This is a genomic window from Methylocaldum gracile, from assembly GCF_053646815.1.
In genome coordinates, this window is the sequence record NZ_CM132196.1 from 2,153,904 (window position 1) to 2,176,672 (window position 22,769).

27 protein-coding genes, 1 tRNA gene, 1 pseudogene and 1 riboswitch are annotated in these 22,769 nt (G+C 63.2%); of the genes and pseudogenes, 24 read left to right on the forward strand and 5 right to left on the reverse strand.

Going from position 1 to position 22,769, the window contains the following annotated elements:
• Nucleotides 1-51 precede the first annotated feature (51 nt).
• Nucleotides 52-735: a protocatechuate 3,4-dioxygenase gene (locus ACWJJK_RS09455; RefSeq protein WP_156881931.1), complete on the reverse strand. Its 684-nt coding sequence runs from the start codon at nucleotides 733-735 to the stop codon at nucleotides 52-54.
• Nucleotides 736-923: 188 nt separating this feature from the next.
• Nucleotides 924-1,337, reverse strand: a complete 414-nt coding sequence (locus tag ACWJJK_RS09460) for a DUF1326 domain-containing protein (RefSeq protein ID WP_086132745.1) — start codon at nucleotides 1,335-1,337, stop codon at nucleotides 924-926.
• Nucleotides 1,338-1,755: 418 nt separating this feature from the next.
• Between ACWJJK_RS09460 and ACWJJK_RS09465 the strand changes: the two genes are divergently transcribed.
• The 4 genes from ACWJJK_RS09465 (at nucleotide 1,756) to ACWJJK_RS09480 (ending at nucleotide 3,761) form a co-directional block, all read left to right on the forward strand.
• Nucleotides 1,756-2,319 (forward strand): HdeD family acid-resistance protein, encoded by a 564-nt coding sequence (locus ACWJJK_RS09465; protein ID WP_245245659.1) that lies wholly within the window; start codon nucleotides 1,756-1,758, stop codon nucleotides 2,317-2,319.
• Between the two features lie 44 nt (nucleotides 2,320-2,363).
• The gene (locus ACWJJK_RS09470; RefSeq protein ID WP_434112944.1) at nucleotides 2,364-2,684 is read left to right on the forward strand and encodes a hypothetical protein; all 321 of its coding nucleotides are present in this window, start codon (nucleotides 2,364-2,366) and stop codon (nucleotides 2,682-2,684) included.
• A gap of 581 nt (nucleotides 2,685-3,265) precedes the next feature.
• Nucleotides 3,266-3,613 carry a hypothetical protein gene (locus ACWJJK_RS09475; protein ID WP_454128926.1) on the forward strand — a complete coding sequence of 116 codons (348 nt, stop codon included), beginning with the start codon at nucleotides 3,266-3,268 and terminating at the stop codon, nucleotides 3,611-3,613.
• Between the two features lie 16 nt (nucleotides 3,614-3,629).
• Entirely contained in the window at nucleotides 3,630-3,761 is a 132-nt protein-coding gene (locus tag ACWJJK_RS09480; RefSeq protein WP_276205407.1) for a hypothetical protein, read from the forward strand.
• On the opposite strand, the gene ACWJJK_RS09485 is transcribed toward ACWJJK_RS09480, so the two are convergent.
• A complete protein-coding gene (locus ACWJJK_RS09485) occupies nucleotides 3,734-3,958 on the reverse strand; it encodes a hypothetical protein (RefSeq protein ID WP_077731397.1) in 225 nt (74 codons plus the stop codon). The genes ACWJJK_RS09480 and ACWJJK_RS09485 overlap by 28 nt on opposite strands.
• Before the next feature lie 205 nt (nucleotides 3,959-4,163).
• Here ACWJJK_RS09485 and ACWJJK_RS09490 point away from each other — a divergent pair, with 205 nt between their 5' ends.
• Nucleotides 4,164-4,583, forward strand: coding sequence for a hypothetical protein (locus ACWJJK_RS09490; RefSeq protein WP_077731396.1), 420 nt, complete (start codon nucleotides 4,164-4,166; stop codon nucleotides 4,581-4,583).
• Nucleotides 4,584-4,652: 69 nt separating this feature from the next.
• Here the strand turns inward: ACWJJK_RS09490 and ACWJJK_RS09495 are convergent, their stop codons facing one another.
• Nucleotides 4,653-4,787: a hypothetical protein gene (locus tag ACWJJK_RS09495; protein WP_276205406.1), complete on the reverse strand. Its 135-nt coding sequence runs from the start codon at nucleotides 4,785-4,787 to the stop codon at nucleotides 4,653-4,655.
• A 257-nt stretch (nucleotides 4,788-5,044) separates the two neighbouring features.
• Here ACWJJK_RS09495 and ACWJJK_RS09500 point away from each other — a divergent pair, with 257 nt between their 5' ends.
• Both ACWJJK_RS09500 and ACWJJK_RS09505 read left to right on the forward strand, forming a co-directional pair.
• A complete protein-coding gene (locus ACWJJK_RS09500) occupies nucleotides 5,045-5,260 on the forward strand; it encodes a hypothetical protein (protein ID WP_086132749.1) in 216 nt (71 codons plus the stop codon).
• An 11-nt stretch (nucleotides 5,261-5,271) separates the two neighbouring features.
• A complete protein-coding gene (locus ACWJJK_RS09505; RefSeq protein WP_156881934.1) occupies nucleotides 5,272-5,433 on the forward strand; it encodes a hypothetical protein in 162 nt (53 codons plus the stop codon).
• 462 nt (nucleotides 5,434-5,895) lie between these two features.
• On the opposite strand, the gene ACWJJK_RS09510 is transcribed toward ACWJJK_RS09505, so the two are convergent.
• Nucleotides 5,896-5,970 (reverse strand) — tRNA-Val (locus tag ACWJJK_RS09510).
• A 238-nt stretch (nucleotides 5,971-6,208) separates the two neighbouring features.
• Between ACWJJK_RS09510 and ACWJJK_RS09515 the strand changes: the two genes are divergently transcribed.
• The 17 genes and pseudogenes from ACWJJK_RS09515 (at nucleotide 6,209) to ACWJJK_RS09595 (ending at nucleotide 22,700) form a co-directional block, all read left to right on the forward strand.
• On the forward strand, nucleotides 6,209-7,003 hold the full coding sequence (locus ACWJJK_RS09515; RefSeq protein ID WP_454128927.1) for a DNA/RNA non-specific endonuclease: 795 nt from the start codon (nucleotides 6,209-6,211) through the stop codon (nucleotides 7,001-7,003).
• 266 nt (nucleotides 7,004-7,269) lie between these two features.
• Nucleotides 7,270-7,493, forward strand: a riboswitch (cobalamin riboswitch).
• A gap of 248 nt (nucleotides 7,494-7,741) precedes the next feature.
• The gene (btuB, locus tag ACWJJK_RS09520; RefSeq protein WP_156881877.1) at nucleotides 7,742-9,601 is read left to right on the forward strand and encodes a TonB-dependent vitamin B12 receptor; all 1,860 of its coding nucleotides are present in this window, start codon (nucleotides 7,742-7,744) and stop codon (nucleotides 9,599-9,601) included.
• Between the two features lie 195 nt (nucleotides 9,602-9,796).
• Nucleotides 9,797-10,384, forward strand: coding sequence for a hypothetical protein (locus ACWJJK_RS09525; RefSeq protein ID WP_156881878.1), 588 nt, complete (start codon nucleotides 9,797-9,799; stop codon nucleotides 10,382-10,384).
• Between the two features lie 12 nt (nucleotides 10,385-10,396).
• Complete coding sequence (cobO, locus tag ACWJJK_RS09530; protein ID WP_156881879.1) at nucleotides 10,397-11,002, forward strand: cob(I)yrinic acid a,c-diamide adenosyltransferase; 606 nt, start codon at nucleotides 10,397-10,399, stop codon at nucleotides 11,000-11,002.
• Between the two features lie 13 nt (nucleotides 11,003-11,015).
• Entirely contained in the window at nucleotides 11,016-11,756 is a 741-nt protein-coding gene (gene bluB / locus ACWJJK_RS09535) for a 5,6-dimethylbenzimidazole synthase (RefSeq protein ID WP_156881880.1), read from the forward strand.
• Nucleotides 11,757-11,822: 66 nt separating this feature from the next.
• Nucleotides 11,823-13,109, forward strand: coding sequence for a cobyrinate a,c-diamide synthase (locus ACWJJK_RS09540; RefSeq protein ID WP_156881881.1), 1,287 nt, complete (start codon nucleotides 11,823-11,825; stop codon nucleotides 13,107-13,109).
• Nucleotides 13,106-13,912 (forward strand): cobalamin-binding protein, encoded by an 807-nt coding sequence (locus tag ACWJJK_RS09545; protein WP_156881882.1) that lies wholly within the window; start codon nucleotides 13,106-13,108, stop codon nucleotides 13,910-13,912. The genes ACWJJK_RS09540 and ACWJJK_RS09545 overlap by 4 nt, the downstream gene beginning before the upstream one ends.
• Nucleotides 13,909-14,826, forward strand: coding sequence for an adenosylcobinamide-phosphate synthase CbiB (gene cbiB, locus ACWJJK_RS09550; protein ID WP_156881883.1), 918 nt, complete (start codon nucleotides 13,909-13,911; stop codon nucleotides 14,824-14,826). Before ACWJJK_RS09545 ends, cbiB begins: the two co-directional genes overlap by 4 nt.
• Nucleotides 14,819-15,802, forward strand: a complete 984-nt coding sequence (gene cobD / locus ACWJJK_RS09555) for a threonine-phosphate decarboxylase CobD (RefSeq protein ID WP_454128928.1) — start codon at nucleotides 14,819-14,821, stop codon at nucleotides 15,800-15,802. The genes cbiB and cobD overlap by 8 nt, the downstream gene beginning before the upstream one ends.
• A gap of 5 nt (nucleotides 15,803-15,807) precedes the next feature.
• A complete protein-coding gene (locus ACWJJK_RS09560; protein ID WP_156881885.1) occupies nucleotides 15,808-16,479 on the forward strand; it encodes an adenosylcobinamide amidohydrolase in 672 nt (223 codons plus the stop codon).
• The gene (locus tag ACWJJK_RS09565) at nucleotides 16,476-17,951 is read left to right on the forward strand and encodes a cobyric acid synthase (RefSeq protein WP_156881886.1); all 1,476 of its coding nucleotides are present in this window, start codon (nucleotides 16,476-16,478) and stop codon (nucleotides 17,949-17,951) included. Before ACWJJK_RS09560 ends, ACWJJK_RS09565 begins: the two co-directional genes overlap by 4 nt.
• Nucleotides 17,948-18,469, forward strand: a complete 522-nt coding sequence (gene cobU, locus ACWJJK_RS09570; protein WP_454128929.1) for a bifunctional adenosylcobinamide kinase/adenosylcobinamide-phosphate guanylyltransferase — start codon at nucleotides 17,948-17,950, stop codon at nucleotides 18,467-18,469. Before ACWJJK_RS09565 ends, cobU begins: the two co-directional genes overlap by 4 nt.
• Entirely contained in the window at nucleotides 18,466-19,524 is a 1,059-nt protein-coding gene (gene cobT, locus ACWJJK_RS09575; RefSeq protein WP_086132761.1) for a nicotinate-nucleotide--dimethylbenzimidazole phosphoribosyltransferase, read from the forward strand. Before cobU ends, cobT begins: the two co-directional genes overlap by 4 nt.
• Nucleotides 19,525-19,688: 164 nt before the next feature.
• Nucleotides 19,689-19,883 (forward strand): annotated as a pseudogene (locus tag ACWJJK_RS09580) (GIY-YIG nuclease family protein); the annotation flags it as partial.
• A 169-nt stretch (nucleotides 19,884-20,052) separates the two neighbouring features.
• On the forward strand, nucleotides 20,053-20,628 hold the full coding sequence (locus ACWJJK_RS09585) for an alpha-ribazole phosphatase family protein (protein WP_156881887.1): 576 nt from the start codon (nucleotides 20,053-20,055) through the stop codon (nucleotides 20,626-20,628).
• Nucleotides 20,625-21,371, forward strand: coding sequence for an adenosylcobinamide-GDP ribazoletransferase (locus ACWJJK_RS09590; RefSeq protein WP_156881892.1), 747 nt, complete (start codon nucleotides 20,625-20,627; stop codon nucleotides 21,369-21,371). Before ACWJJK_RS09585 ends, ACWJJK_RS09590 begins: the two co-directional genes overlap by 4 nt.
• A gap of 99 nt (nucleotides 21,372-21,470) precedes the next feature.
• On the forward strand, nucleotides 21,471-22,700 hold the full coding sequence (locus ACWJJK_RS09595; protein WP_156881888.1) for a PQQ-dependent sugar dehydrogenase: 1,230 nt from the start codon (nucleotides 21,471-21,473) through the stop codon (nucleotides 22,698-22,700).
• Nucleotides 22,701-22,769 lie beyond the last annotated feature (69 nt).

The window sequence follows — 22,769 nt, forward strand, 5'->3', positions numbered from 1 at the left end:
GAAGAGGAGAAAGAAGCCGGAGTAGGTCGGCAATTCTTTGCCGACGCCCTGCTAGTCTTCCAAGGGGGCTTCCGGAGTTTTCCCGATCACGATGTCAAAACGTGCTGTCAGTCCCCCGATCCGCGAATCGGCGGCCGGCGTGAAATCGACCAGGACCGATTCGCGAGCCGCCTTGTCCCGGATGCCTTTGAGAACGAAGTCCTGTTCATTCAACGGATGGCCCTTGACGTACAGCTGCGTGGTCAGCATCCGCTGCCCGCCTTTGTTGACGATGACGTGAATGTGCGGCGCGCGCTGGACGCCGGCGGCATAAGGCACGGGTTTGATGGTGCGGAAGTAGTACTCGCCGCCTGGACCGGTCAGGCATCGCCCGAAGCCCTGGAAATTCTCGTCGCGCCGTTCACGATTGGGACTCGCGGTGTGCAAGTAAATGCCCTGATGATCCACCTGCCAGATTTCGACGATGGCATTGGGAACGGGCTCTCCGGCCGGGCCGAGAATCCGTCCCATGAGATGCGTCACGTCCCCGGATGCCGGCGTGACGGAGTCGTTCACGATCAGAAGGTCGTTGTCGGTGTCCGGCGGGAGTCGGTTCGGATAAAAAGGTCCCTGGGTCTGCCGCGGGGTTCGAGTCGGTTCCGCGGCAAACGCGCCGCCTACGGTAAACATTCCGGCAGTCAAGGCAAGGCATTGCAGCAACAGCCGGCGGGCTAGGCTTGGATGTTCGGCTCTCATGAATCGCCGCCTTAGGAAAGATCGATTGCTTAGGTTTTGGACCGGGTCATCACCCGCGGCGTTCACCGGAAGACTCCGAGTTCAGCGAGATGGGGAAGAGAAACGGATTGCGACGTCTCGTCCTCTCGTTCCCACGCTGCGCCGGCTGGCTGGGGTCCGGCGGAGTCCGAGGGGACCGGAAGAGGGAGCTAGACAGGGCCGGTCCAGTCGAAGGGAATATGCTTGCTCGACTGGCCGGCCCAGTTCCATCTAAAGCCGAAGGCGTCCACTTCGTTATCCGAGGCCCGCGCCCAGGTGGCGATCTGGCCGGGGCCCACCTCCGACCCGGGCGCATTGTGGAGCTGCACCCTAGCGCCAGCGGGCGTGGTCGGACCCGAGAGCGCCTCGGCAAATGCCTTCACCCGCACGGGAATCTCGGCCCGCCAGTAAGCGAGGTCGTCGAGCCGGACGCTTCCGAAGGCACCTTCACGGATGTGGTAAGCCATGATGCCTTCGCAGTGGTTACCCGTCGGCGCCTGGGCGAAGGTACAAGGACAGGGAACGTTGCAGCTACAGGCGTCGAACCAATCACCCTTCATCCACCAGTTTGGAATCTCCGTCATTTCGATACGCCTCCTTTGATCTCGTAGATAGCCCGTCAGCCGGACCGCCCGGCGTTGAGCCACTGCCCGCCGGAGCCTTAGATAAGCGTTTGGACTCTATCCTCTGCGGGCTTGTTCTCTTTCTTCTCAGTGCCGTGATTTCAAGCCTAGTCGGATAGTCAACTTGGCGCTCATAACACCAAAATGCCGCTGGGCTTCCCAAGCCGCCTGTCCTTTCGTCCCCACCGCTGCATGTGGACGCCGGTGAGGCGAGCCAGCCAGCTCCACGGAGCTCGTAGCAACCGGGAATAGACACAATTTGAACAAAAACGATTCCAGATCGTCATTGTCCATAAATGGGCTTCGATATTTCGATATAAGGACATATCTTATGCGCCTCTCATCCTTACGGTCCTCTTCGACTGCTTCGCGCGCGGGAATGGATGGTGTGCGGGAACATTGGAAGGGGGGTTCTCGTACTTGGCATCGGTTGATCCTTCTAGGCGTGGCTGCGATCTTCTTTCCGTTCGTCGCCACTCTGGCGACGGAACTGACGATCGCCTGGATTCTGGTCTTCTCCGGCATCGGGCAGGGCCTCCATGCCTTTCGCCTGCGACACCGGGTCGGCTTTTGGCCGTCACTCTTAAGTGGTCTGCTCACCCTTGCGGTCGGCCAGTTACTGATCTTGTTCCCCATGAGCGGCATCCCGTCGATCACATTCCTGATCGCGATACTCTTTCTGGCCAACGGCGCTTTTCGTATCGCCCAAGCACTCCGGCTGCGCCCCTTGGAACATTGGGGTTTGCCGCTCGCCGGAGGAGTCCTCTCGATGCTGCTCGGGCTCCTGGTCATTGCCCAATGGCCGGCCGCTGCCATTTGGTTATTGGGCCTTTTAGTGGGCATCGACCTGATGTTTTCCGGCTGGATGTTGCTTTGGCTGTCGCTGACCGATGGCTTACCGCATCGGCTCTGGCCGATGCGGTGCACGGAGCGCCTAGCCTGAACCACCTGATGACAGAGAAACCCCCTTCCTGATAGAGGCCACAAATGACTTTTGATGAGGACACCATTCAAATCATCTGGGAGAAAGGTCGCGTCATGCAGGATCACGACGCCACCCAATGGCGCAAGGACGAATGCGGTGCCTGGATATACCGAGAGCATTACGGCGTCACGGATACCGAATTCGGCTGGAAAATCGAGAAAGTCATGCCCGATGTGTCGGAGCGCGCAGACAGCTTTCGCCCCTTCCATCACCGCAACAGTTACAACATTGCCAATGGCGCGCCGCATTGCCACGTCACTGCCGATCGAATTGAATTGGCACCGATGGAACATGTCGACAGGCCGCGCAATAGGGAGCTTTAGATCCGAGGCGCGGGCAGCGCCTGCCTGAGGCGGGGTGCGCCCGAAGTCTGCCCAGAAGCGGACGAAGGGGGCGGAAAAGCCCTGGCTCGGGGGCAGAAAGGCCGGACAGACCGGCGGAAAACCCGATTTCCCGCCCGAAAAAAGCCTTCCGGGGAGGGGTAAGGGGAAAGATCGGGGAGTTTTTCACCATCCTGTTAGGTGCTATCGGTGTTTACAAGCCGCTCACCAAGCGGCATGAGCTGGCCAATGTCTGGTCTCCAAAAGTCAGCGCAGTGGCCGGCATGTACCGGCCATCAGTTATCCACGGCATAACCACTCGCAACCTTCCACCGCCCGTCATCATGCGTGTCATGGTTAAGCCAATACGATCAATCCAAATCCCGATTCATCACTTAGGTATCTGACTCGGGCCCTTGAGATTCTCAAGCGCCTGTACAGAGGCTTATGACCAAAACGAGGTTTAAAAATCACCGACCACAAATTTGATGAGCGTATCGCCGAAGCCGAAGCCAGGCACGAAGAAGCAATGAAGGCGCGTCAGGAACACGACGCCATTCTCAAACGAGCGGTTTCGTTCCTCGATGCGTGCCAAGCCGACCTTGACGCAAGTTGAAGGCGCCGTCTATGCGGCGATCAAGGCCGGTGACGAAATCGACCTGCAAAGCCTTGTCGTGCGCCGGCTTGAACTGGCGGCGATCATAGACGCCATGCCTCGGGTGCTGAAGCAGTTGACCGACGAACTGACCCCGCTTGCTCAGGCCGTGGGGTTTGCTGCAAATCGTGTGATCGATCTTCAGGAAGAGAAAGCGCATTGCGAACTCGTTGAAAAAGTGACTGCCCTGAGTGCAGCCGGCGACAGCGATAAGACAATGCGCGAAAAGCTCAATCTCTCGCCGCGCGAATTGGACCTGGCGTTGGGGCGGGCATGATGGGAGGAATTCATCGATGAACCTAAGACAGCGCTTGGCGCGCCTGGAGGCCGCGCGGTCGTTGCAAAACGTCGAGCCGCCGCCCACCGATTGGGATGCGCTGTTCGAGAAATTCATTCGTCATCTGCCGCCGGACGTGGCCGCCTGACATCGTTTATCGCCCTGCCACAGTTCCAGCGGTTCGGGTGCGGGCGGGTTGTCGGGCCCCTTGTGAGCTTCACCCATGCGCTGCTCGATGAATGCCTGAATCTCGCCGACCAAATGCGCCGGCACCCGCATGGTGACCGTCTCGCAGTTCCATTTCCGTTTCCGGCCGGCGCCGGACCGCTTCCCTCCGCGTGTCATGTTCGTACCTTGTGATTTCGTGACGGAATCAGTCTATCCCGACCATTTGATTCTGTCACGGAATCATTCAACCGTGCCGAACCTTGCATTCCACCGATTCTGGCCTAGGCTGAAAGGACCGCTCCCTCCGTTGGGTGATAAATTGCAAGCGGTAGCCCGGCTAAGGTGACGGGCGGGATCTATGAAAAAGAAAAGGAGAATGACCATGAGCAGCAACACCAATCCGACAGGATGTGGTTCCATCAACACGCAGGTGTACGAGTTCACCACAAGTGACGCGGGGAAAACGTCGGGCACGGCCTACGGCAATCTGCCGTTGGGCGACCCCAACGGCTCACAGGTGTCGATCAACGGCACCACCGACCTGTCCCAGATCATCGTTGGCAACAACGGGGCGTGTGTCATGTCGATCGTTTACCAGTACTTCGACGGGATCGCCCGCAAGTCGGCCATTTATGTCTTCGGCCAGGGGCCAAAGGGAATGGGGTCAGGGAGTCTCCACATGAGCTTCGTCACGTCGCAGGACACGCACACGTTGTCGCTGACGAGTTCGACCCCGTCGTGCCACGACGACAAATTCGAGGACATGAACGCCATCACGCAGATCACCTGGAAGTCGGATTAACCAGCGGTCCGAGCTGACCATCAACTTCTTGACGGAACAGTGAACTAGGACCTATACGTCGTATAGGTCCTACATGTCCTGAGTCATCATCGCCCGCGCATGTTCGTAGGAGTGGACCGCAAAGCGTGGCGCGCGCTTTTCGCGGCGCAGCTCGGGTGGATGCTCGATGCGACCGCCGATCTTACCGACGTTTGTTGATTTCAAAGGTCTTTTCAGCGGACCTTGACTCCCCCGACCCGCCCGGCGTCTGCTGGACGCACTACTAAACAGAAAGCGGACCCCGAACCCGTAAGCCTTGCGGTTTTTTTGCGCCTTGCGAAAGGCGAGCACCGATTTATGGTGCGGTCGATACGGTGAGATAAGCCGGGAAACCGGACGAATAAGCCGAGCAGTCTGTGTGCTGTAGTTGAGGCCGTGCCACCCTCATTCTGGTGGCGCTCGTTCAACTGGAGCAATTCACCATGTCAAACGAATCCCACACCACCCACGACCCCGCAAGCACGGCTGATGCGCTGGAAGAGGCGCGGGCCATGCTCGATTTGTTGCGATCGGCAGTTGCAGCGTCCGACGGCTGGACGCAGACAACGGTTTTCGGAGCAAACAAGCTGCTCGATGAAGTCGATTCCCGGATCGAGCGGGCCGAAAAGCTGATATTCGAACCGGTGGGATCAGATTGAAGGGGGAACTCATGAAAGCATCGCTCAAATCCGAATGCCAAGCCGTGGCGCACACGCTGGTCATGACAAGTACCATGCTGGCCGTTGTCGGTGCTGCAATAGACGATTATGTTGCACACGCTGAGGCTGAGCGAACCATGGATTTGCCAGACGTTGAAAGGGGCACGGGCTAGCGGAAATCGTTGGAGTGGCGCGAAACAGGTTGTTGGAATCCGCTGATTTCCTGGAGAGCATAAAAGAGCTTTTGCGTGATACGCCAAAACCCGCCGACGATTGATCGAATCATCGGCGCCTGGGGTAACCCCGCTTTAATCGAGTACGCGCCAGCGATTAGCGGACTTTATTACGTAATCCGCGACATCGCGCAGCGAGTCCAAAAGGCCGGCGAACTGATTAAGGGACTCCGGGATTCTGAGCGGGAGCTTGCCGCTTGCCGATCCTGAACGGGAAACCTTCGAGCGACAACCCGGTTCGCGAAAGCGGCCGGGTTTTTTGTTGCCGTGGCGAAATCAAATGGTCGTCACCGTGGCATTTTTGGAGCCTGGGAAGCAGGGGTCTTTAGAAGTGGATTTGAGTACTTTTTGAGTGCTCACCCCTGCCGAGTACCGGGAATCTGATCTAAGTTATTGAATCTATGGTGGGCGGTGCAGGGTTCGAACCTGCGACCCCTGCCGTGTGAAGGCAGTGCTCTCCCGCTGAGCTAACCGCCCGCCGGTCGATCGGTTCCTTGAAAAGATCACAATTTTCGCCGCGGCTGTCAATGCCCGGTAGGGCGTGTCTAAGCCGTTAAAGAAGCTCTGATTAAGTCCTTCGACAGGCCTGTCCTGAGCCGAGTCGAAGGGGCATGAACGGAATCCGCTTGTTCGGAGCTTCCTTAACGGCCCTTTCCAAGAAGGTTCGATCGTTCCACGCGGTTTTGATAGACTCCGCGCTTTTTTGTTCCGAGCCATGAGACGTCTTGCTTCACTGCCCCTGATCTTCTCCGCGGTGCTTGCCGCTTGTACCGGTGTTCCCCGTGGCGGCAGCCCTGAATATCCCGCGCTGCGCGCCGATAAGACGGCCATCCCGCCGACCGAGATTCACCGCGAAGGAAACCTGCTCCGCCTCGACTACGAAGGCTTCACGGTATGGATCGACTGCGAGAGGCGCGGCGCGGTGAAATTCCGCTACAACGCCCAGCGCGACGACGGCAGCGAGCCTCGCGCCGACCACTTCAAGATTGATCCCTACGTGCCGAAGGAATGCCAGCAAACCAGCGCGAAGGGTTACGGCCACGGCTACGACCGCGGGCACCAGGTTCCGGCCAACCATCTCGATTCTTCGGCGGTAGCGATCCGGCAGAGCAACTACATGACCAATATCCTGCCGCAGACTTCCCAGATGAATCGCGGTGCATGGAAGCTCACCGAGGAAATCGTCGAGTGCTATCGGGATATCGACGAGCTATTGGTGATCGGCGGGGTGATCTGGGGACACAATCCCGCCGACGACTATTTCGTGAAATCTCACGGCGTGAAAACGCCCGACGCTTTTTGGAAGGTGATCGTGCGCGGGGACGGCCGGGCTATCGCGTGGATCGTGCCGAACACGAAGGATGCGGTCGAAAAGGAACTCGACCGCTATCTCGTGACCGTTGCCGATGTCGAACGCCTGACCCGAGAGAAATTGCCGGTTGCCGGCGACGCACGGACCACGAAGCCGAAAGGGTCATGGGTAGTACCGATCGGGTGCGACAAGGGGTAGGGCGTCCACGGTGCGGCTCATTATATTTCGTCAGCTCCCATGCTCCCGCTTGGGAGCTATATCGGGAAGCTCTGGCTTCCCGAAACCGGACGCGCGCTGAGAAGCAGGAGCTTCTCAAGACGGGTTCCCAAACGGGAGTTTGGGAACCAGCACACCAGATGGATTTCCGGGATTCCTTCGTTGTCCCGGCTTACTTTTGCGACACCCTGCCGTGTGCCGATTGTTATGCCATTCACTTTTTATTGACGCCTTCCCGTCCATCGATTAACCTGCCGACCGCTTCAGGTGTCCCGGCGAGCTCTACGGCCGGGATTAAACGGGAAGCCGGTGCGTTCCTGACTCATGAGGAACAAGGCCGGCGCTGCCCCCGCAACGGTAAGCGAGTTGAGGAACAGCACAATGCCACTGCGCTTTAGAGCGCGGGAAGGCGCTGTTCCGGGGAGGACCCCCGCTCGCGAGCCCGGAGACCGGCCTGAAGCCAGGTCGGCATCGCGGAGGGCGACGCCTGGATGGCCTTTACCTAGGACAGGACTTATGCATTCAGCTCCTTCTCCCGACGGGAGGGGGAACTCTAAGCGCTTCCGGTAAATCCTGTAGAAATACATCCTTGTATTTCACCCCGCAGGGCAAGCCTCCGGTCGTTCGATCGGCTCCCCCGGACTAATGCGTCCGCGGCTTCCTCCGTGTGCTTTGCGCAATCCTATCCCGCGCGGGTGTGCTCGGGGGAAGTCATCGAACATGAAAATCGAAAACCGCTGCCTAGAGGCGGCATTGCTGTTTTTTTGTCTGCCGTCGGTCCGTGCCGACGATGCCTATCTTTCCCGGCTCGAAACCGTTACCGTTACCGCCACTCGAACGGAGCGGAGCGTCGAGGAATCGCTGGCCTCGGTCACCGTCATCGACCGTGACGAAATCGAGCGCCGGCAGGCGCAGTCCGTGCAGGAGGTCCTGCGTGGCGTGCCCGGCCTGTCGATCGCCAACAACGGCGGTCTGGGAAAGTCCACTTCGGTGTTCCTGCGCGGAACCGAATCCGGTCATGTGCTGGTACTGATAGACGGCGTCCGCGCCGGATCGGCCACTACCGGAATCACGGCCTTCCAGGACACCCCCATCGACCAGATCGAACGCATCGAGATCGTCCGTGGGCCGCGCTCCAGCCTGTATGGCTCGGAGGCGATCGGCGGGGTGATCCAGATCTTCACCCGCAAGGGCGGCGAGGGTTTCAAGCCTTACCTGAGCTTCGGCGCGGGCAGCCATTCGATGTACAAGGCTACCGGCGGCGTATCCGGGGGCAACGACCGGGCGTGGTACAGCCTGAACGGTTCGCGTTTGGAAACGCGCGGCTTCAACGCATGCGCCGGGCGGCCTTTCAGCTTGGGCGGCGGGGGCTGCTTCACCCGTCAGCCCGACGACGACGGCTATCGCAACACTTCGGGCAGCGCTCGCGCCGGCTACCGCTTCGACAACGGCCTGGAAATCGAGGGCAATCTGTTGCACGCGGAAGGCGAGAACGAGTTCGACGGCAATTTGCAGAACCGCTCGACCTTCGTGCAGCAAATGGTGGGCGGCCGCCTGAAATATTCGCCGTTTGAATTCTGGACCACGAGCCTCAGGGCAGGCCGCACCCTGGACGAGTCGGACAACTTCAGGGATCGGCGGTTCAGCAGCACTTTCGACACTCAGCGGGTCAACGTCACCTGGCAGAACGATTTCGCGCTGGCCGAGGGGCGCCTTTTGACTCTGGGGCTGGACTACTACAACGATCAGGTCGACAGCACGACCGACTATGCCGTGGATTCGCGCGACGACAAGGCCGGTTTTGCCCAGTACCAGCTGACCTTGGGCGGATTCGACGCGGTATTGGGTACGCGCGTCGACGATAACGAACAGTTCGGCGTCTATCCCACCGGCAATGTGGCCTTGGGCTATGGCTTCGACAACGGCATTCGCCTAAGCGCGTCCTGGGGCAAGGCCTTCAAGGCGCCCACCTTCAACGAACTTTATTTCCCCGGTTTCGGCAATCCGATGCTCGAGCCGGAAACCTCGGAGAGCTGGGAAGTCGGAATCAGCGGACAGCACTGGGACGTGGCCTGGGCGCTCAACGGCTATCACACGGAGATCGACGACATGATCGCCACCGTGTGCGGCCAGGTGAGCTGCTTCGCCGAAAACCTGGACCGGGCGCGCATACTCGGCCTCGAAGCCCAGGCCTCGACTCGGCTGTGGGGCTTCGACATCGCGGCCAATTTGAGCCTGATCGATCCCGAAAATCTGTCCGAAGGAGCCAATAATGGCAATCGGCTGCCGCGCCGCGCGCAGACCATGTTCCGGTTCGACCTGGACCGCTCGGTCGGTCCGGTTCGGGTCGGAACGACCGTTTACGGCGAGGGCCGCCGTTTCGACGATGTGGCCAACACCCAGCGGCTGGCCGGCTACGTGACGGTCGATCTGCGCGCCAGCGTGGATCTGTATCGGGGCTTGTCTCTGGAGGGGCGGGTGGCTAATCTGTTGAACAAGCAGTATCAGACTGCCCGTTTTTTCTATCAGGACGACTTGAATTTCTTCCTGACCGTGCGCTACGCGCCGGATGCCTTGTAATTTCAGCTTTGTAGGGCGGATTAGGCGGTACCCTGCCTTAATCCGCCATTTTCCGGGATCGGCGGGTTACGCGAGGGAGCCTGTCCTGAGCTAAGTCGAAGGGCTAACCCGCCCTACATTCCGGAGGCGACTTTTACGACATCCTCGTCGGGGATGAGCGCCCGGCACAACTAACTACAACCATGGAGATCCGACATGCATGACACGACATCGAAGAACGTTTGGTCTATCGCCCTGGGGCTGGCCGTACTCATGGCCGCTACCCGCAGCCACCATTTCGCGAGCATCACTCATTTGCCCGACGCGTCGTGGGCGGTCTTCTTCCTCGCCGGTTTCTATCTGCGCTCGGTCTGGGCTTTCCCGGCCTTGCTCGGGCTGGCTGTGGTCAGCGATTACGTGGCCATTACTTGGTTGGGCGTCAGCGATTTCTGCGTCAGCCCGGCCTACGGATTCCTTTTGCCGGCCTACGCCGCATTGTGGCTGGCGGGCCGCTGGTACGCGCGCCGTTACCATTTCCGGTTCTCCACCCTGCCGTTGCTGGCCTTGGCTCTGGTGACCGGTGCCGCAATCTGCGAACTCCTGACCAGCGGCGGTTTTTACTTCTTCTCCGGGCGTTTTGAGGAAACCAGCTTCGCCGAATTCGGCGCACGGCTGGCCCGATACTTCCCGCATGCGCTGGAAGGCATTGCGCTGTACATCACGGCGGCAATCCTGGTTCATCTGGCCTTCGGCTTGGCCAGACCTGGGCGGTCCGCTGAAGACGACGGACGTCAGGCGCACTGACGCAGGTCCCCCATGTCGGATTCGTCGCGAGAGGAACGCCACCGCCGGCGGATGGCGCGCAAGAAGGCGGTCGTCGACAGCGCCATCGCACTAGCCACGCTGGACAAGGGCCTGCTGTTGGTCCTCACCGGCAACGGCAAGGGCAAGTCCTCTTCCGCGTTCGGCATGGTCGCCCGCGCTCTGGGGCACGGCATGAAGGTGGGCGTGTGCCAGTTCATCAAGGGCCGTTCGGATACCGGGGAAGAGGCCTTCTTCCGGCGGCAACCGGACGTGGAATGGCGGGTGCTGGGCGAGGGTTTTACCTGGGAGACGCAGGACCTCGAACGGGATACCGCCGTCGCCCGCGAGGGCTGGGAAACAGCCCGCGCCATGCTCACCGATCCGGGTTATGGACTCGTGGTTCTGGATGAACTCACCTATCCCCTGAAATACGGTTATCTGGACATCGGGAGCGTGCTCGCGGATCTTGCTGCGCGCCCGCCCATGCAGCACGTGGTGGTTACCGGGCGCGGCGCGCCGCAAGGGCTGATCGACGCCGCGGACACCGTGACCGAGATGCGCGATGTCAAGCATGCCTATGGGGCCGGCGTGCGGGCGCAAGCCGGCATCGATCTCTAATGACGGAATACCAATGACGGAACATCGCTACCCGGACGACGACCGTGTCGCGATTTACCGGGTCATCCGGGAACGGCGCGACACCCGCCATTTCCGCCCCGGCGCGATCGATCCGGCGGTATTGCAGCGGCTGCTCGAAGCCGCTCGCTTCGCTCCCTCCGTGGGTTACATGCAGCCCTGGCGATTCATACGCATCACCGATCCGTCGCTTCGCCGCGCCATCCATGCTTTGGTAAGGGCGGAATGCGAAGAGACCGCCGCGGCCTGCGGCGAGCGGGCGGAAGAGGTGCGGCGCCTGAAGCTCGAAGGCATCCTGGAGTGCGGCGAACTGCTGGTCGCAGCGCTGACCGAGGGACGCGAACGTTATATTCTGGGCCGGCGCACGCTGCCGGAGATGGATTTGTGTTCGGTCGCCTGCGCCATTCAGAACCTGTGGCTCGCCGCTCGCGCGGAAGGGCTGGGGATGGGCTGGGTCTCGCTGTTCGAACCGGACGAATTGGCCCAATTGCTGAATCTGCCGGAGGGCGCCCGGCCGGTGGCGGTGCTCTGCCTGGGGCATGTGGACGCCTTCTATCCGGAACCCTTGCTGGAAACGGTAGGCTGGGACACGCGCCGCCCGGCGGAAGAGACCGTTTTCGAGAACGGCTGGGGCCGACCCGCGAAGCTGCCTAAGAGGGTGTGTGAGAAGCGTAGCGAGCGGCCCGAGGGCAAGGAGCCCGGAGCGCAGAAACCGGAGTGTACGAGTGGTACATGAGGACTTCGAGCACCGCGCGACGCCGCCATCGGGTCGCGCAGTAGCTTCTCACACACCCTCTAAGCCATGAGCCGCTGTCCCGCTCTCTTGATCTCCGCGCCCGCCTCGGGCCAGGGCAAGACCACCGTCACGGCGGGTCTCGCCCGGCTGTACGCCCGCCAGGGCCGAAGGGTACGGGTGTTCAAGACCGGGCCCGACTTCCTCGACCCGATGGTGTTGGAGAAGGCAAGCGGCGCGCCGGTTTATAACCTCGACCTATGGATGTGCGGCGAATCTCATTGCCGCCGCCTATTGCACGAAGCGGCCGGCGATGCCGATCTGATCCTGGTCGAAGGCGTGATGGGGCTTTACGACGGCACGCCCTCCAGCGCCGATCTCGCGGTTTTGTTCGGCATTCCCGTCCTGGCGGTGATCGATGCTTCCGCGATGGCCCAAACCTTCGCGGCTGTCGCCCACGGTCTTTCCACGTTTAACAAGGATCTGCCGTTTACCGGAGTTTTGGCCAACCGGGTCGGCAGCGCGGGACATGCGGAATTGCTCCGCGCCGGCTTGCCCGATCCTGCCGTCTGGCGCGGGGCCTTGCCGCGCGAGGCGGATTTCGCGTTGCCGGAGCGCCATCTGGGCCTCCACCCTGCGGAAGAAATCGCCGACCTCGAAGCCCGTATCGACGCCGTGGCCGATGCGCTGGAAGGTACGCCGCTGGCCGAATTGCCGCCGCCGGTGGAGTTCTCGTCGATCGAATCCGAAGTTCCGATCGGCCCGCTGGCAGGCGTGACGATCGCGGTGGCGCGCGATGCCGCCTTCTGCTTTCTCTATCCGGCCAATCTCGATACCTTGCGCGCCCTGGGCGCGAACCTGGCGTTCTTTTCGCCGCTGGCGGATAGCGCTTTGCCCGAAGCCGATGCCGTCTGGCTGCCGGGCGGCTACCCGGAACTGCACCTCGACCGGCTGGCCGCCAACCGGGCCATGAAGGAAGCGCTGCGCAGCCACCATTCGGCGGGCAAGCCCATCCTCGCCGAATGCGGGGGCCTTTTGTATCTCCTGGAAACGCTTGCCGATTCCCAAGGACATCAGGCGAAGATGGCAGGACTGTTGCCCGGCCGCTCCGTCATGCAGACGCGGCTGGCCAATCTGGGGCTGCACGGGCTGGAGTTGCCGGAAGGCGAGCTGCGCGGTCATACCTTTCATCATGCCCGGGCGGAGGTGGATCTCGCGCCCTTTGCCAACACCTTTGCCGCGAAAGGCCACGGCCGGCCCGAAGCCGTTTACCGGGACAGGCGCTTGATGGCTTCCTTTTTGCATCTTTACTTTCCATCGAATCCCGCCGCCGTGGCGGCTCTTTTTGCGCCATGAACCCGAAACTGCTGCCGGAACGCATCGTCTGCCTGACCGAGGAAACCACGGAGACGCTCTATTTACTGGGCGAGGAACACCGCATCGTCGGCATTTCCGGATTTACCGTGCGGCCGCCGCGAGCGCGCAAGGAAAAGCCCAAGGTCTCCGCCTTCACCAGCGCCAAAATCGACAAGATCTTGGATTTGCAACCCGATTTGGTGCTGGGTTTTTCCAATCTGCAGGCGGATATCGCCCGCGACCTGATCAAGGCGGGCGTAACGGTGCACGTGTTCAACCACCGTTCGGTGGACGGGATTCTCGCCATGATCCGCACGCTGGGCGCACTGGTGGGGGGTGAGGACAAGGCGCGGGCCTTGATCGATAGCCTTAGCGCGCATATGGAAACCGTACGCCGTGGCGCCGAGTCGCTGCCGGTCCGCCCCAGAGTCTATTTCGAGGAATGGGACCAGCCTCTGATCTCCGGCATTCTTTGGGTGTCCGAACTCATCGCGCTGGCCGGCGGAGAGAACGTCTTCGCCGAATTCGCCGCCCAGCCTCTCGCCGGCAGCCGCATCATCCAAGACCCGCACGAGGTGGTCCGGCGCGCGCCGGACATCATCGTCGGCTCCTGGTGCGGGAAGAAGTTCCGGCCGGAGCAAGTCGCTGCACGCGCCGGCTGGGAGACAATTCCCGCAATGCGCGACGGGGAACTCCACGAAATCAAATCCAGCGATATCCTTCAGCCCGGTCCCGCGGCATTGACCGACGGGCTGGACCAACTGGCCGGCATCGTCCGGCGCTGGGCGGAGAATCGGGCATGACCGCGATCCTGGCCGTGGCCGCCGTGCTGCTGGATGGGCTCTTGGGCGAACCCCGCCGTTTTCACCCCCTGGTGGGCTTCGGACGGTTGGCGGAAGCGCTGGAAGTCCGGTGGAATTCCGCGCTCGGACGGCAGGGAACCCGTGCACGATTTTTGGGCGTCATCGCGGTTTTGCTGCTGACGGCTCCGTTCACAGCGTTTGCAGCCTGGCTGGAATCCATTCCCACGTTCGGCGCCGTGTTCGGCGTTTTGGCGCTGTACGCGGCATTGGGCCTCAGGAGTCTGGGCGAACACGCGGGGGCTGTGCGGGATGCGCTCGCGGCCGGCGATTTGTTCGAGGCGCGGCGGAGGGTGGGGTATATGGTGAGCCGCGACACCGGCGACATGAAATCCGGCGATGTCGCGCGGGCCGCCGTCGAATCTGTGCTGGAGAATGGCAACGACGCGGTGTTCGGCGCGCTGTTCTGGTTCGCGCTGGGCGGCGCGCCCGGCGCGGTGCTGTACCGGCTGGCGAATACCCTGGATGCCATGTGGGGCTACAAGAGCGAACGCTTTTTTTACTTCGGCTGGGCGGCGGCGCGGCTGGACGATGCGCTGAATTATGTTCCGGCGAGGCTGGCGGCGCTGACCTATGCACTCTTGGGCGATGCTCGGCAGGCTTTGTATTGCTGGCGCACGCAGGCCGGTGGATGGGACAGCCCCAACGCCGGGCCGGTGATGGCGTCGGGCGCGGGGGCTTTGCGGCTCGCGCTCGGCGGGCCTGCCCGTTATCGTGGCGAGTGGCATGCACGGCCAGCCTTGGGATACGGATATCCGCCCGGCGCGGCGGACATTCCCCATGCCGTGGCCCTGGTCCGGCGCGGAGCATGGCTGTGGCTGGCCTTGTTTTTTACGGGAGGATTGCTCGGTGCTTGAACACGGCGGTCGTTTGCGTGCCGCGGCTAGGCGGTATGGTATTCCCCTGTCCGACTGGCTGGATCTATCCACCGGCGTCAATCCCGCCGGGTGGCCCGTGCCCGCGGTTCCGGCCGAGGTTTGGGTGCGCCTTCCCGAAGACGATGACGGACTGGAGAGGGCCGCTTCGGCCTATTATGGCTGCGACAGCATTTTTCCCGTGGCGGGCTCCCAGGCGGCGATTCAGGCGCTGCCGGCGCTGCTCCATGCTAAGCGGGTGGGCGTCATCCACCCCGGTTATGCCGAACACGCCCATGCCTGGCGCCGCGCCGGCCACAAGGTGGTCGGGGTTGCGCCGGAAACCATCGCCCGCGGTCCCGGTTCCACGCCCTGGGACGTGCTGGTGGCGATCAATCCCAATAATCCGACCGGCCATCGTTTCGCGCCGGAAATACTTCTGGCCTGGCAGGAGAGGCTTGCAGCGCGCGGCGGCTGGCTGGTGGTGGACGAAGCCTACATGGACCCTACGCCCGAATTCAGTCTCGCCGCCTGCTGTCCGCGCCCGGGGCTCATCGTGCTGCGTTCCCTGGGCAAATTCTTCGGGCTGGCCGGCATCCGGGTGGGCTTCGTGCTGGCGGAACCGGAGCTGCTCGAACGCTTGGCGGCCCTGCTCGGTCCGTGGACGGTGGCCGGCCCCTCGCGCTGGGTGGCTCGGGAGGCGCTGGCGGATAGCCGCTGGCAGGAAGCCGCCCGGCAGCGGCTGCCCGAAAACGCCCGCCAGCTGGCGGATCTGTTGGCCGCCGGCGGCCTCAAGTCCGCCGGCGGCTGCGCCTTGTTTCAATGGTGTCCCGGTGTCAAGGCGGCTCGACGTCAGGAGGCGTTGGCGCGGCAAGGCATTCTGACCCGGCGGTTCGCCAATCCTCCGGGCTTGCGTTTGGGGCTGCCGGGGAGCGCCTCGGCCTCGGAGCGCCTGGCGATGGCCTTGCTCGCGAGATAATCCGAATGAGCGAAGAAGCACGCTGCCGGGAGTGTCCTGCTTACCCGGCCGTGCACCCGACGCTGGGGCAACACCGTGACGGCGGCCGACCGCTGCCCTGCCTGATTTGGCGCTTCGGTTCGCACCGACGGGCGATTTCCTCGGCGGTGTCCGGCGGCGGCTTATCGGTTGTGGGGTGGATACTGAACGCGCAAGTGCCATCCGATTACCGCCGGACCGATCCCGCCGCCCACGTGGCCGAGATCGCCGCCGCCTGCGGCCTTGCCGGCTCCGGTGCCGGATTGCTCACCGCCTGCGATGTGCGCGGCTATCGGCGAGCGAGCGATGGCGAGGTCGCCGCCGACGCCACCGTGGGCATCGCTCAGCCGATATGGGCGGCGGCCGATGCGCCGTCGGGCGATTACCGGCCGGGTACCATCAACCTGGTTGTGCAATTGCCGGTTCGCTTGAGCGAGGCCGCCCTGGTCAATGCCGTCGCCACGGCGGCCGAAGCCAAGGCGCAGGCGCTGTGGCAGGCGCGCGTGCCGGGGACAGGAACGGCCACCGACGCGGTGTGCGTGCTCTGTCCGTCGGACGGCCCGGCGGAATCGTTCGCCGGCCCGCGTTCGGTGTGGGGCGGGAGGCTGGCGCGGGCAGTGTACGCGGCGGTGCTGGCCGGCCTGGAGGTGGATCTATGACGGCTCGTACACTGATGGTTCAGGGCACCACGTCCGACGCCGGCAAGAGCACGCTGGTCGCCGCCTTGTGCCGCTTGTTGGCCCGGCGCGGCGTGAGAGTCGCGCCGTTCAAGCCGCAGAACATGGCGCTGAACAGCGCCGTCACCGAGGACGGCGGCGAGATAGGCCGCGCCCAGGCGGTACAGGCTCGGGCGGCTGGATTGGAACCTCACACCGACATGAACCCGGTGCTCCTGAAACCCAATACCGACACGGGCGCCCAGGTCATCGTCCAGGGCAGGGCCATCGGCAATCTGGACGCTCAGGACTATCATGCTTACAAGCGCATCGCCCGCCGTGCGGTGATGGAATCCCACGGAAGGCTCGCGGCCCGGTTCGATGCAATCGTCGCGGAAGGCGCGGGCTCGCCGGCGGAAATCAATCTGCGGGAAGGCGACATCGCGAACATGGGTTTCGCGGAAGCCGTGGACTGCCCGGTGATTCTGATCGCCGACATCGACCGGGGCGGCGTGTTCGCCCATCTGGTCGGCACTCTTGCGCTTCTATCGGAAAGCGAACGGGCGCGGGTGGCCGGCTTCGTCATCAACCGCTTCCGCGGCGACATCGCTCTGCTGCAACCGGGGCTGGACTGGCTGGAGCGGGAGACCGGCAAGCCGGTTTTGGGCGTACTGCCTTATCTCCACGGTCTGCATCTGGAGGCGGAAGATGCGATCGAATCCGGACAGAGAGGCGCGAGCGCCGGGGCTCTGCGGGTGGTCGTTCCGGTCACGCCGCGGATCAGTAATCACACCGATTTCGATCCGCTGCGCCTGCATATGCAGGTCGACCTTCGCTTCGTATATCCGAGCGAGGCGCCGCCTCCCGCAGACCTCGTGATCCTGCCCGGCTCCAAGAGCGTGCGCGCCGATCTATCGTTCCTGCGTACAACCGGCTGGGAGGCTTATCTTCGGCGCCATCTGCGCTATGGCGGTAAACTGCTCGGCATTTGCGGCGGTTTTCAGATGCTCGGACAAGAGATTCACGATCCTTTGGGCCTGGAAGGCGAGACAGGTTCCTGTGCCGGTTTCGGCTGGCTGGACCTGTGCACGGTGCTGGAGCCGGAAAAGCAGCTTCGCAACGTACGAGGCGAATTGACACTGGAAAACGCGCCGGTGACGGGTTACGAAATTCATGCCGGCGTGACGAAAGGACCGGCGCTGGAACGCCCTTTCGCCCGGCTGACGGACAGAAACGACGGCGCGTGCTCGGAGGACGGGCAGATCATGGGGACCTATCTGCACGGATTGTTCGAGTCGAACGCCGCGACCGATGCCATTCTCCGCTGGGCCGGGCTGGCCGAGCCGGAAACCCCGGATTACGCCGCTATTCGGGAAGCGGAAATCGACCGTCTGGCGGATGCCGTAGGCGCCCACCTGGACATGAATGCGATCGATCGGATGTTGGACCTGAACCGGCAGGGAGTATACGCGTGAAGGAATTGATTCTGGGCGGGGTTCGCTCCGGGAAAAGCCGATTGGCGGAAAAGCGGGCGGTGGACAGCGGCCTGGCCGTGACCTATATCGCTACGGCACGAGTCGGCGACGAGGGCATGCGGCAACGGGTGGAAGACCATCGGCGGCGGCGCCCGCCCGATTGGGACCTGGTCGAAGAGCCGCTGGAATTGGCCGTAGCCTTGGGCGCCCGCGCGGCGGAAGGGCGCTGCCTGATCGTCGATTGTCTCACCCTATGGCTGACCCAGCTCTTGTGCGAGACCGACGCGGCGAGGCTTGCACGCGAGCGGGACGCTTTGATCGAAGCACTGCCCGGTCTACCGGGACACATCATTCTGATCGGCAACGAAACCAATATGGGCGTGCTGCCGCCGGGGGAACTGAGCCGCCGCTATTGCGACGAGGCCGGCCTGTTGCATCAGGCATTGGCGGGTGTCTGCGACCGGGTGATCCTGACCGTGGCGGGTCTTCCGTTGGTGTTGAAGGGGGAAAAACTATGACCGGGGACATTGCATGGCTGAAAGGACCGGTGGCTCAACCCGACGAGGAGGCCGCGCGCATGGCGGCGGAACGTCAGTCGACGCTCATCAAGCCGCCGGGCGCGCTGGGACGGCTAGAAGCGCTGGCGATCCGGCTCGCCGCCTGGCAGGGAACGTCCAAGCCTTCCGCCGACCGGGTGCGCATCGTCCTGTTCGCCGGGGATCACGGCGTGGCGGAGGAGGGCATATCGGCCTTTCCCCAGTCGGTCACGGCGGCCATGGTGCGCCAGTTCGCACAGGGCGGCGCGGCGGTGAGCGTGCTCGCCCGCACGCTCGGCGCGAATCTGGAGTTGATCGACATGGGCACGGTCGAGAATGCGGGTCCCGTAACCGGCGTGCTGGACCTCCGTCTCGGGCCGGGCACCGCCAATTTCGTGCGCGGACCGGCCATGACCGAACGCCAGTTGGCGCAGGCTCTCCGCGCGGGCCGTGATGCCGCCGAGCGCGCCCGCTCGGGCGGGGTTCAAATCTTCATCGGCGGCGAGATGGGCATAGGCAACACCACCGCCGCCGCCGCGCTGGCCTCGGCCCTGCTCGGCGAGACGGCCGAATCGCTGGCTGGTCCCGGTGCGGGTCTGGGCACGGAAGGCGTGCGGCACAAAGCCGAGGTGATTCGCCGGGCGCTCGCTCTGCATGGTCCGTATCTGGGCAATCCGCTGGAGGCCTTGCGCCGGCTCGGCGGTTTCGAAATCGCCGCCCTCGCCGGGGCCTTCGTCGCCTGCGCGCAGCAAGGTCTGCCGGTGCTGGTGGACGGATTCATCTGCACTGCGGCGGCTTTGACGGCGGAACGGCTGTGTCCGGGAGCCGCCGGCTGGTTTCTCTACGCCCACACTTCGGCGGAACCGGGGCATAAACGGATTCTGACGGCCCTGGACGGGAAGCCCTTGCTTGATTTGGGAATGCGCCTCGGCGAAGGCAGCGGAGCCGCCGCAGCGCTGCCCTTGCTGCGGCTGGCCTGCGCCCTGCACTCGGGTATGGTGACTTTCGAAGAGGCGGGGATTGCGGGAAAGGTATGACAATAAATACAGAGATTGACGGAATCACGCTAACCGCAGCGTCTGAGCCGGCACGGCTTGGCACATATGCGAGTCCTAACGCCGTCATTCCGGCAGGGATTGCCGGAATCTAGGTCACAAGGATGTGTTAGGTTGAGCATATGGAGAAACTTCCTTGTGTGTATATGCTTGCTAGCGGTCTTAACGGCACGCTTTATATCGGTGTCACCTCCAATCTGATCAAGTGCGTTTTCGAACATCGTCAGGAAACAATGGGTGGATTCACCAAACGTTACGGTACTCATGACCTGGTTTGGTACGAAGTCCACGAGACGACGGAAACGGCCTTTTTGCGGGAAAAGCAGCTCAAGAAATGGGATCGGCGCACAAAGCTGCGGCTCATAGAGCAGCAAAATCCGGAATGGCGAGATCTGGCGTTTGATTTGGTCAGTCCCTCCAATCGCAAAACGGTGTCTCCGGGAGCACCGAAGCCACCCTTCCCTGCCGGGGTGACGGCTGTTGTAGATGTCAATGTCCAAAGAGAGACGAATGGTCCACATCGACCTTCTGCGCCACGGCGAAACCGTGGGGGGCACGCGGTTTCGCGGCAGCCTGGACGATCCGCTCACCGACGAGGGTATCCGGCAGATGGAATGCGCCGTGGCAAACGCGGGACCCTGGGATGAGATCGTCACGTCGCCCTTGTCGCGCTGCGCCGCGTTTGCGGAAAGCTTGGCTTTAAAACTGAGGGTTCCCCTGGCAATCGACGAACGGCTCAGGGAGATCCATTTCGGCGACTGGGAGGGGCGCAGCTATGCCGAGCTGATGGCCACGGCACCGCTCGCGCTGACCCGTTTTCTCGGCGATCCCCTCCGGCACCCGCCGCCCGGTGCGGAGTCGGTGGAGGCATTCCGGGAGCGGACGCTCGATGCGCTTCGGGACCGGCTGACGCCGCACAACCTGGGTCGCCGTCTGCTGCTCGTCACCCATGGCGGCGTGATCCGCGTGATGCTCTGTCATGCGCGGCAATGGCCGCTCGCCCGTTTGCTCGAAATCGACGTGCCGCACGCCTCGCTGCATAGCCTCTGCGGGAGCGGGCAGCGTTGCGAGGAGGTGCGTCCATGAGCGAGCTCAGACCCCTTTTGATCGCTCTTCAGTTCCTGACCCGGCTGCCGGTGCGTCTGGATGCGCCGCCGGATGGCGCGGCGCTGGGCCGTTCGCTGCTGTTTTATCCCTTGGTCGGCTTGGGTCTGGGGCTGACGCTCGCGGTATTGGCCCAGTTCTTGACCGGGGTCGGCGGTTGGTTGCCTGCGGCGATCGTGCTGACGGTGTGGGTGGCCTTGACCGGAGCCCTGCACCTGGATGGACTCGCGGATAGCGCCGACGCCTGGGCTGGGGGCTTCGGCGACCGGGAGCGCACCCTCGCGATCATGAAGGACCCGCGCAGCGGCCCGGTCGCCGTGGTCGTGGTGGTGCTGGTTCTTCTCCTCAAGGCTGCCGCGCTGGAACTCGTCATGGCCCGGCACGACTGGACAGCCCTCGCGCTGGCGCCGGTGCTGGGTCGCGCCGCGCCGCTGCTGCTGTTTCTCAGCACGCCCTATGTGCGCCCCGGCGGTCTCGGTTCCGAGCTGGCGCGGCATCTGCCGCGCCGGGGCGGCACACTGGTGTTGTCCGCGACCCTTGCCGGCGTCCTGCTGACTGTCGGCGTACGCGGTACCTGGCCTTTGCTTGCAACCGGCGCCTTGTTTTGCTGGCTGCGGCTGTCGATGATCCGGCGCGTCGGCGGAACTACCGGGGACACCGCCGGAGCGACGATAGAACTCACCGAATGCGCGGTTCTGGTCGGCCTGGCTCTGGCCGGTGGTTAGGGGCGCATAGCGACCGGCGAACGCACCGGTGGAACGGCGCACTTCTTATTGTCTCGCCGGTCTCAAGAATGAAATCATCCGGCAAAGGAGGGCCGATCCATGCAGACTTTCCGCACCGCATTCATCTCGATGATCGCTTTGGCTGCCGCGGCGGGCAGCGACGGAGCGCAGACGTCCGGCGGGGCGGGCGCCTGTCCGCCGATCGAGACACGCCCGCCCAACGTGCCGGACCAGCGCCCGGCGTTTCCCGGCCAGACCCGAGCTTGCGCGATCGAATCGAATGTCGCTTTCGACGTCGTCGTGCTCACGAAAGGACTGGAGAAACCGTGGGCCGTGGAACCGCTTCCCGGCGGCGACTTGCTGGTCACGGAAAAGCCCGGCCGCATGCGGATCGTCTCGGCCAAGGGCGAACTGGGGCAGCCGATCGCCGGCGTGCCGGCGGTCGACGCGCGTGGCCAGGGGGGATTGCTCGACGTCGCGCTGAGCCCGAACTTCGCGGCCGACCGGACGATCTACTGGAGTTACTCCGAACCGCGGCGCGGCGGCAACGGCACCACCGTTGCCCGCGGCGTGCTGTCCCCCGACCGGCGGAGCCTGGACCAGGTTCGGGTGATCTTTCGGGCGCTGCCGACCTACGACGGCGACAAGCACTACGGTTCGCGGCTCGCCTTCGGTCCGGACGGCATGCTGTACGTGACGACCGGCGAACGCTGGGACGCGGAGACGCGCAAGTACGCGCAGCAGCTCGACAGCCATCTGGGCAAGGTCCTACGGATCAACCCGGACGGCTCGGCGCCGAAGGACAATCCCTTCGTCGGCCAGCCCAACGCGCTGCCCGAGATCTGGACGCTAGGCCATCGCAACATCCAGGCCACGGCCTTCGATCCGGAAGGACGGTTCTGGGTGGTCGAGCACGGCGCTAAGGGCGGCGACGAGCTGAACCTGATCGTCAAGGGCAAGAACTACGGCTGGCCGCTGGTAGCCTACGGCGAGGAATACTCGGGCGAGCCGATCCCCGGCGCGGTGACGGCCCGTCCCGGTTTCGAGCAACCCGTCTATTACTGGGACCCGGTGATCGCGCCGTCCGGCGCGCAGTTCTACACGGGCGATGCCTTTCCGGCGTGGCGCGGCAGTCTTTTTACCGGCAACCTCAAGGACGAGCGGCTGGTGCGCGTCGTCCTCGTGAACGACCGGGTGAAAGGCGAAGAGCATCTCCTGGCCGACCGGCGCCAGCGCGTGCGCGACGTACGGCAGGGTCCGGCCGGGGAATTGTATGTCGTCACCGACGAGAGCAACGGCGAACTGTGGAAGATCGTGCCGAAGCGATAAGGTCGCAGCGAACCACGCAAATCGGCAGACCGCCGCAAAAGGGTACGCTTCGCTGACCCGATCGGGCCA